This window comes from Tritonibacter sp. SIMBA_163 (assembly GCF_046535935.1).
GTDB lineage: Bacteria > Pseudomonadota > Alphaproteobacteria > Rhodobacterales > Rhodobacteraceae > Epibacterium > Epibacterium scottomollicae.
In genome coordinates this window covers 1-238 of record NZ_JAWJBP010001271.1, presented here as the reverse complement: position 1 = coordinate 238, position 238 = coordinate 1, and the positions used below count along the sequence as shown (strand labels likewise).

The 238-nt window shown below is 68.5% G+C and carries 1 pseudogene; it reads right to left on the bottom strand.

Going from position 1 to position 238, the window contains the following annotated elements:
- Positions 1-238 (bottom strand): annotated as a pseudogene (locus R0J92_RS26395) (nuclear transport factor 2 family protein); the annotation flags it as partial.

Here is a 238-nt window from a genome sequence, read left to right as displayed (position 1 = left end):
CCCCCAGTGCCCGTGCCTGCAGCTCAGTAAGGTCGTCGGCCTCTACTGTGGGTCCGTGGTGTAGCTGTGCCCTGTGGTCGGCTCGATCTGCGAACCCGCTCGAATAGACCCCGAGAAACCTCTCGCAGAGCAGCGCGGCATCAGCATCGGCATCCCCCGGGACCAGCGCGCCCCGGACTGCCCGCTCACCGGCGGATAGCGCTTGCAGCAGCCCATCGGCGTCCTGCAGAGCCCCCAC